This window comes from Rhodococcus sp. LB1 (assembly GCF_001583455.1).
Taxonomy (GTDB): domain Bacteria; phylum Actinomycetota; class Actinomycetes; order Mycobacteriales; family Mycobacteriaceae; genus Rhodococcus_F; species Rhodococcus_F opacus.
Genome location: NZ_LTCZ01000154.1, coordinates 1 through 8,052, shown reverse-complemented (window position 1 = coordinate 8,052; position 8,052 = coordinate 1). Strand labels below are relative to the sequence as shown.

General features: G+C 66.5%; 4 protein-coding genes and 1 pseudogene. 2 read left to right on the top strand and 3 right to left on the bottom strand.

From position 1 onward, the window contains the following. The first annotated feature begins 648 nt into the window (after nt 1-648). Complete coding sequence (locus AZG88_RS21595; RefSeq protein ID WP_061698942.1) at nt 649-4,152, top strand: serine/threonine-protein kinase; 3,504 nt, start codon at nt 649-651, stop codon at nt 4,150-4,152. A gap of 262 nt (nt 4,153-4,414) precedes the next feature. On the opposite strand, the gene AZG88_RS21590 is transcribed toward AZG88_RS21595, so the two are convergent. Together AZG88_RS21590 and AZG88_RS21585 are read right to left on the bottom strand one after the other, a co-directional pair. Beyond that, nucleotides 4,415-5,695 carry a GNAT family N-acetyltransferase gene (locus AZG88_RS21590; protein WP_005241365.1) on the bottom strand — a complete coding sequence of 427 codons (1,281 nt, stop codon included), beginning with the start codon at nt 5,693-5,695 and terminating at the stop codon, nt 4,415-4,417. Beyond that, on the bottom strand, nt 5,696-6,919 hold the full coding sequence (locus AZG88_RS21585; RefSeq protein WP_231914123.1) for an ATP-grasp domain-containing protein: 1,224 nt from the start codon (nt 6,917-6,919) through the stop codon (nt 5,696-5,698). On the opposite strand from AZG88_RS21585, the gene AZG88_RS21580 reads away from it, so the two are divergent. Beyond that, nucleotides 6,918-7,670, top strand: coding sequence for a thioesterase II family protein (locus tag AZG88_RS21580; RefSeq protein ID WP_306660386.1), 753 nt, complete (start codon nt 6,918-6,920; stop codon nt 7,668-7,670). The two genes, AZG88_RS21585 and AZG88_RS21580, sit on opposite strands and share 2 nt — an antisense overlap. Here the strand turns inward: AZG88_RS21580 and AZG88_RS52730 are convergent. Then, nucleotides 7,608-8,052: pseudogene (locus AZG88_RS52730) on the bottom strand (saccharopine dehydrogenase family protein); the annotation flags it as partial. The gene AZG88_RS21580 and the pseudogene AZG88_RS52730 sit on opposite strands and share 63 nt — an antisense overlap.

Here is an 8,052-nt window from a genome sequence, read left to right as displayed (position 1 = left end):
ACACCCATCGAAGAGATGGAACGACTGCTGTTGCGATGACCGCCAGAATCCGCCGATCGCCCAGCGGGACGGCCGGACGACGTCATCGTCCCAGATGCCGCGTGATTTCATGCCGAAAGTTGCGCAGTTACCCGGACAAAAGGTGCGTGCCGGCGCTTCCCTCGCCAACCCGCACCAAGTCGATGTGTTCGAACGCCCGAGCTCTTGACAGAAACCGAGGTTCCCTCCACCGAGTGCGCTGATGAACAGCACCACAAGGAGCACCCCGGCGACCAATGCTGCAGCTCGACGTCGCCCCCTCCCCTCGCGCCGGTCCCCCGGGCTGCCAACGGACACGGCCATCGACGGCAATCAGCGCACGGGTGAGTGTTGTTGCCGGGTTCCCCGCCTCGGGACCGTCGTCAGATCCCGACCGGAAAGCCCCGGTCTTGGACCGGACGACGTCGCCGAGCCGGCTGGTTTCACTACCGAACTGTTCGATGATCTTCGTGGACTCTTCTCCATGTCGAACCTCACCCGGCGGCAAGGACACCGAGCTTCGCGCGCCCAGCGAACCAGGACCGCCGATCGGGCTATGCTCGAGGTTGGTTCGGGAACACCCACGACCTGCCCGATGACGGGCACCGAGGGGCGATGCAGGGGCCAACCATGGCCGTTGATCCACTGGCCACGCAACGTGACCTGACAACGCGGATAGCAGCGGAGCTCGCCGACGCCGGATTCGAAGCAATGCACGAAATCGGGCATGGCGGCTTCGGCGTCGTCTACCGCTGCCGACAGCCTTCCCTCGATCGGATGGTCGCGATCAAGGTGCTCACCGCGGACCTGGAGACGGACAACCTCGAACGGTTCCTGCGGGAGCAACGCGCGATGGGCAAGCTGTCCGGACACCCGCACATCGTCAGCATCTTCGACGTCGGCGCCACCGACTCCGGCCGACCATACCTGGTGATGCAATACCACCCCCGTGGATCGCTCGACGCGCACATCCACCAGTCCGGCCCTGTCGACTGGGAGTCCGCGACGCACGTCGGCGTCATGGTCGCCGGCGCGCTCGAGACCGCGCACCGTCACGGCATGCTGCACCGCGACGTGAAGCCAGGAAACATTCTGCTCACCGACTACGGCGAACCGCAGCTGACCGACTTCGGCATTGCACGCATCGCCGGCGGATTCGAAACGACCACCGGCGCAGTGACCGGCTCGCCGGCCTTCACCGCGCCGGAGGTGCTGCAGGGTGACGCGCCGAACCCAGCCGCGGACGTCTACGGCCTCGGCGCCACCCTGTTCTGTGCCATCACCGGTCACGCAGTCTTCGAGCGTCACAGCGGGGAGGAGGTGGTCGCACAGTTCCTGCGAATCGCGCGGCATCCCATCCCCGATCTTCGTGCCGAGGGCATCCCGGCGGATGTGTGCGAGGTGCTCGAGCACGCAATGTCTCGGGATCCGGCCAACCGGCCGCCGACCGCGGCCGACCTGGGCGAACTGCTCCGCGACCTGCAGGGCGACCACGGGTTGGCGGTCGACGAGATGCCGGTCCCGATCTCGGCAGGGACGATGCCGCCGGTACCGGGAACCGCACAGCACAGCGGACCCCAGCAGGGTGTGCCGCGACCACGCCTCACCCCAACCTATGTACGGACCGCCGCGTGGCGGTCGTCCACGGCGGCGATCACTCCGCCCGCCGCAGCGACCAGATTCAGTCCACCTGAGCGGTCCGGGCAGCTGGTACCGCGCCTACGCCTGCTGGACCAGTTGCGAGCCGGGCAGCGGCGGCGGCTCGTCGTGATCCACGCGCCGACCGGATTCGGCAAGAGTGCGCTGGCCGCCCAGTGGGCGGACGCCCTCGCCGCCGAGGGCGTTGCGGTCGCGTGGCTCACCGTCGATCACGACGACAACACCGTCGTGTGGTTTCTGGCGCACCTGATCGAGGCGATCCGGGTGGTGCGTCCCGATCTGGCCCGTGAGCTCGGTGCGGCACTGGAGGAGCACGGCGACGATGCGGAGCGCTACGTGCTCACGTCGCTGATCAACGAGATCCACGAGCGAGGCGAGCAGGTCGCCGTGGTCATCGACGACTGGAACAAGGTCAGCAGCGCCGACACCCGATCGGCGTTGGCGTTCCTACTCGAAAATGGCTGCCACCATGTGCACATCGTGGTCGCCAGCCGAACCCAGTCCGGTCTTCCTCTGAGCCGGATGCGGGTGCACGACGAGCTGGTCGAGATCGACTCCACCGCATTGCGATTCGACCGAGGCGAGTCCAGACGCTTCCTCGTCGACCTGGCGGGGCTGGACCTTGATCGCAGCGACGTGGACGAGCTCACCGAATCGACCGGCGGGTGGGCAGCGGCGCTGCAGCTGGCGTCGCTGTCGCTGCGTGACTGCGACGATCCCACCCTGTTGATCGCGCATCTGTCCGGCCGACACCATGCCATCGGTGAATTCCTGACCGAGAATGTGCTCGCCTCCCTCGATCCCGCAATGCTCGACTTCCTGCTGGCGACGTCAGTCACCCAGCGGATCTGCGGCGAGCTGGCCTCCGCACTTTCCGGCGTATCGCGCGGTCAGGAGATGCTGGCCGAGGTCGAGGAGCGTGATCTGTTTCTGCGCCGCGTCGACGACGAGGGCCAGTGGTTCGCCTACCAACCGCTGTTCGCAGACTTCCTCCGGCAACGGCTGCAGCGCGATCGACCGGAGGAGATTCCGGAGCTACACCGCACTGCGTGCGAATGGTTCGCCGCGCATCACATGCTCAGCGACGCGGTAGATCACGCACTGGCCGCCGACGATCAACGGCGCGCCGTCGAACTGGTCGAGGACGGCGGCATCTACCTGATCGACCACTCGCAGGTCACTACCCTGATCGGGCTGGTCGGGAAACTGCCGCCGAGGTTGGTTGTGGGGCGACCGCGGTTGCAGTTGTCCCTCGCCTGGGCAAACATTCTGCTGCACCACACCGACGCCGCGCGGCAGGCCCTCACCCTGCTGGACGCAGCGCTCGAACGCAGCGAGCTCGGAGAATCGGAGATCGCCGAACTTCGGGTCGATGCCGCCGTGGTGGAGGCGGTGGTCGAGTCGCGCGCGGATCACACCGACCTGATCGACGAGTTGGTCACGCCCGCCCTGGCGCGACCTGATGCATTGCCGCCGTGGGTGGTTTCGACCGCCGCGAACATTGCGACCTTCACCGCGAGCACCCGCGGCGACTTCGCCGAGGCCCACCGCCTTCAGGAGTGGGCGTTGCCTTACCATGAGCGCAACACCGGGCCGTACATCCTCGTCCACGGGCAGTGCTGGTTGGGTCTCGCCGAGATGGAACAGCTCGAACTCGACGCGGCCGAGGATCGAGTGCGCAAGGCGGTCCGCACGGCGCGTCGGACCGCCGGTCGGCACTCGCTCGCGGCCCGGCTGACCGGGTCAGTACTCGGCGAATTATCCTACCAACGAGGCGAACTCGACGAGGCCGAGCGGCTTCTCGACGAGGGCTACACGCTCGGCGGCGGGCCCGGGCCGGTCGATTTCAAACTCGCGCGCTATGCGCTCGGCGCCCGCATCAAGGTGCTGCGAGGCGACCCGGCCGAGGCGTCGATCCGGCTCGACGAGGGCATGCGGGTTGCCGAGGCCATGTCGCTGTCACGGCTGCGGGCTACGGTCGAAAACGAGCGAATTCGGTTAGGGCTCGACCTCGAGGCGGATCTGACGGGGCCGCCGCCGGTGCAGTATGCGCAGCGCCGACGGCCGGTCGCCGGCATCGATGCGATCATCGCGCAGATCGAGGAGGACACCGGGATCCGGCTGCTGCACGGGCGCGATCCCGAGCTCGCCTGCCTCTGGGCCCAGGAATGGGTGGATCGCCACGCTGGCACCGAACGGAGGTATTCACTGCTGCTGGCCCAGCGATTGTCGGTGGGGTGTCTGGCCGCGGCGGAGCACGTCGACGACGCGAAGGCGCTGCTCGCCGAGATCGCCGCGCGCTGCGCCGCGCTGCGGCTCCCGCGTTTCCTGCCAGACGGAGGTCCGCGCCTCGCCACGCTGTTGGCGGCATTACACGCCGATCAGCGCGAGGGGCACTGGCGGCCGGAATGGGCGGCGGTACCGGCGGCCTTCCTGCAGGCGGCAACGGCTGCCGCGGTGCCGCACACACTCTAAATGGTCGAGGGGATCGCCGAAGTGGCGATCGGCGGACAGCGCGGCATCGGCAGAAGCATGGGAAGGGCAACTACTGGTTTGAGATCGCGGTGATTTGCGGGCTGTCGGTCCTCCTTTCCGGCAGGGCCGGGCGATTCCGGTTCTTCGTGCTGCTCGGCGTGCCGGCCGCGATCGTGCTGCTGATCCACGCCTGGTGGCTTCCGCGGAAAGGCACACGGTTGACGACATCGTCGCGGAACTTGCGGCATCGGCGGGGAGAGTCTCATTCCGCCTTCGCCCCTGCCCTGCTCCCGTACTCCAACTCGGCCCCGAGACCGGCAAGCAACCGTGATGCTGTTGCGTTCTGGATTGCGATCATTTCGCCCGTGTCTGGCGTAGCGCCGGGCCCGAGGCCGAAGTAAGCCCAGCGCGGCCGCAGCGTACATCCTCGCCAGACCTTCGCAGCCGTGGTTCCGAGTCCGTAGTGGATTCGACGCACGCCGTTGCGCTGGGCCCATTTGATGACGTCGTAGTAGACGACGTTGAAGTAACAGTATGCACCTGAAGATGCCTCGTAATCGAAGCCGGCAGCACGCGTATACAGCACATCGCCGAACCGGAAGGCCATCAAGTATCCGAGGATCTGTTCGGTCCCGCGTGCGCTGAACACGACGAGCCGCTCGCCTACAGTCTCGCGGAGGGTGTCGAACTCCCTACGCGCCCATGTTTGTCCGGCCGTGTGACCATATTTTTCCCGCAATGCCGACCGCAATCGGACATGGTCGTCGCTGAGCGCCCCTGGGCCGTAGTCAACTTCGGTTCGAGCACCGAACTCGGCGTATGCTCGGATTTCGCGTCGGATGGTCCTCCGCCGCGAACTGGGCAATATCGAAAGGTAGTCGTCGAAGTCGCCGTCTGGCACGTCGAGGACGCCTTCACCGCCGAACACCGAACGACAGAGTCCGGCGGCGACGGCGTCCGACTCCAGAACGGCGTCCTCCTCCGGATCGAGGTACAGCAGTGCATGGCTTCGGCAGCCTAGGAGATCGGCGACCACCTCTGCCAGTCTGGCCAGCGCCGGGACGACAGTTGAAACGGGGAGCGTCGTGCGACCGTGTGCAAAGGCCCGCAGTCCGAGGTTCGATCCGAATGTGCCAACCGTCAGCGACGGGTAAAGCGCCGGCCGCGCCGCCTCGACCCCCGCAGTCAACGAGGGCAGCGCTGCCTGTTCGTCCGGCGCGAGATGGGAGACCGAGCCGATCGCGGACAGATCACCGATGATCCGCGGACCGTTGTAGAACAGCAGGCCTCGGGTGTCCCGAATGATCAACGCCGGTGCTACGGCGACCGGTCGGCTGTCCGCGCCGTCGATGACCAGGTACAGCGATTCGTGGTCGGGATCGGCCTCCACAAAGCGCCACCATTCGGTCGAGGTCCACGCCGCCTCCCCGTTCAACGCTGCCAAACCCTCCTGCACGAGTAGGTCGATGGTGGCGACTACCCGCCCGGTCAAGCCGGCACCGAGTTCGATCCGCTCGACCCGTGGTAATCCGTTGGCGCGCATCTAGGTCTCCACTCGCGGCCGGGACAGCGCCACCGCGCGCCGCAGAACGGCGCGGACATCGTCGTAGCTGACCGATCGGGCGATCGCGTAACCGAGCACGGCGCTCAATGTGTCACCGGGCGGGAGCATGATGTTCCCACCGATTTCACGCTCGAAGACGAAGTGCTCGATTCCAAAGATGTCGAGAACCTCGGCCAGACCGTCGAAGCCCGCGAATCGGCCCCGTGCCGGGCTGAGTACGCCGCGGCTGCCCGCGTACCGATTCCGCGTCGGAATCATGTCGGGCTGCTGCCCGGTTGCCACTCGAACGAGGTTTTCGTGGAAGGGAATTCCGGTGGCGAACGGAATCAGGTGGGAGGTGATGTAACCACCGGCCGGCCGGGCGGCGATCTCGAGCAGCTTGGCACTCCCGTCGGGAAGGACGCGACATTCGAGATGGAACGCACACCAGTTCAGGCCGATCGCCTTGACCACGGCTTCGGTGAGGTCGTACACGCTACGCTGCGCGGCTGCCGGCAGAGCGGTGGGGTGCACCTGTTCGTACTCGACGTAGTACGGCTCGGTCACCCATTTGTCCGTGATCCCCGCGATGTGCACTTTCCCGTCACTGACCAGGCCCTCGACACTGTGCTCGGTGCCCCCCAAACGCTCCTCGTATACGAATTCGCCGTCGTAGTCGGCAAACAACCGAGAAATGCCCGTGGCGGTCAGCCGGGACGCGTGCGCGTACAACGCAGCGAGATCGGCGCCGTCCTCGACCTGCAGTATGGACCTGCTGCCACTGCCACCCGCGGGCTTGAGCACCGCAGGTGTGCCGATCTCCTCGTAGGCCGACTGCAGGTCCGACAGGGAACGAACATGTCGAAACCGTGGAATGAAGTGCGGCTGATCGGCCATCGCGGCCCTCATCGAGTGTTTGTTGCGAGCCCGGTGCGCCGCCTCGGTGCCAGGCCCCGGCCAGCCGCATCGCTCTGCCAACGCGGCGGCCAACTCGACACCGATGTCCGTCCAGGTCACGACGCCCTCTGCCCCGCTGCGGGTCGCGAGTGCCATGGCTGCCTGCAGGGCTGCTGGGCGGTCGAAGATGTCGACGATTTCGACATCGTCGACCAGGTTCTCAGATATCGGCGGAACCGACCCCGTGACCAGGGCAACTCGATACCCGGCAGCGTGTGCGGAGAGCAATGCTGCCTGCACTTCCAGAGGGACTCGCCGAGTGCCCATGAAGACGATTGTTCGACGTACCATATTGCTAGTCCCCTTGTCGTTGTTCGGAGTGTGCATGGCAGTGGTGGTGTGCGTGCCGCCGTCCGGTGCCGGCCGGTCGTTCTTTCGCCGGTGGCCGCGCACTGTGGACGGGGCTCGCGTGGTGCCGTTGTCGCGGCCTGGTCATGAGGAGCGCATGAACGAACCGCTTGCGACGTCGCTCACCGCGGCCGCGGCGGACGTGGCAGGCAGGGTTCTCGCCCTCGAACAACCCCAGGTTGTCCTTTTCGGTCACAGCATCGGGGCGACGGTGGCGTTCGAGGCCGCCCGACTGCTCGCCGACGACGCGGCCGACGTCGAGTTGGTGGTGTCCGCGCGGCAGGCTCCGCAGTGCGCTGGAATTGCAGGAGAACTCGCCCACCAGACCGATGCCGAATTGCTGGCCACGGTCCAGTCGTGGGGCGCGCATGCACTCGACCAATCGGTTCAGGACATGCTGATTCCGTTGCTGCGCGCCGATTTCGAGCTCAGCGCAAGCTATTCGTGGGATGGTGTTCGTGTGTCTGTGCCGGTCACAGCACTGAGCTACATCGACGATGTGGTGGTCGACGCCGCCGAAGTCCGTCGGTGGTCGGCGGCCACCTCGGCCTCTCATACCCATCTCATGCTGCCGGGCGGCCACTTCGCGGCAAGCGATCCGACGGATTCACTCATCGCTGTACTCCGTGACGCCGTGTCCCGCCTGCGATCGGGTCAGCCACGCGTCTGAGTGTTCTGTCACCGATATCCCCGTCGCGAGGAATCGCTCGAGAAGTGCATCCACCTTCCCGTCGACCAGGACTTCGTGGGCGTAGTGAACACCGGCTCCCCGGCCGCATGCTGCCCGAATCGCAGCCGCGTGCACCGCCCCGGTCAGTCGTCCCATACCGGTGACACCGGTGACGGGGTCGGTCTCGGCGACAATCACGGTCGACCTGTTCGTGGGCGTTCCACCCGAACTACCGCTCGACTGGACGGCCAACACGGTGACGTCGGTGTCCCCGTACCGAGCGGAGATGTGCGGAGCGAGTATGGCGTCGAGCAGGGCGCGGGGGCGGACCGGGCCGTCGATGGTCTGGACCGGCAGCTCCCCTAGGAGGGCGCTGAACAAG